This window comes from Roseateles oligotrophus, assembly GCF_025717515.1.
Taxonomy (GTDB): domain Bacteria; phylum Pseudomonadota; class Gammaproteobacteria; order Burkholderiales; family Burkholderiaceae_C; genus Paucibacter_A; species Paucibacter_A oligotrophus.
Window position 1 is genome coordinate 1 of record NZ_JAJIRN010000042.1, and the last position, 513, is coordinate 513.

General features: G+C 59.5%; 1 protein-coding gene. It reads right to left on the reverse strand.

Annotated elements, in window-relative coordinates:
* Positions 1–513: IS5 family transposase (locus LNV07_RS25395; protein ID WP_263574002.1), on the reverse strand; the 513-nt coding region annotated here is incomplete at both ends.

Sequence of the window (513 nt, forward strand, 5' to 3'; positions counted from 1 at the left end):
AGTTGCGCCGTGTTCTTCTTCAAGCCGCGATACCGAACCTTCACATAGCCGAACTGACGCTTGAGGACCCGGAACGGGTGTTCAACCTTGGCCCGAATGCCCGCCTTGGCCTTTTCGATCTTGTCAGTCAAGGCATCGCGTTCGTTCTCCAGATCAAGAGCCGCTCGCTTACCTGGGCGCATGGCGACATGCCAGGTGACGCCATCCTTGGCGTCCGGACGCTTTTCAATGCCCTGGTAGCCGGCGTCGCCAAACGCTTCCTTTTCTTGCCCGTGCAGCAGACTGTTGCCCTGGGTGACGTCATTGACATGCGCGGCCGTCCCGCGCACGGTGTGAACCAAACCAGACTCAGCATCCACGCCGATATGCGCCTTCATGCCGAAATGCCACTGATTGCCCTTCTGGGTCGAATGCATTTCCGGGTCACGTTTCTTGTCCGCATTCTTGGTCGAGCAAGGGGCCGCAATGATGGTGGCGTCTACGGCTGTGCCGGCCTTGAGCAGCAATCCGCGC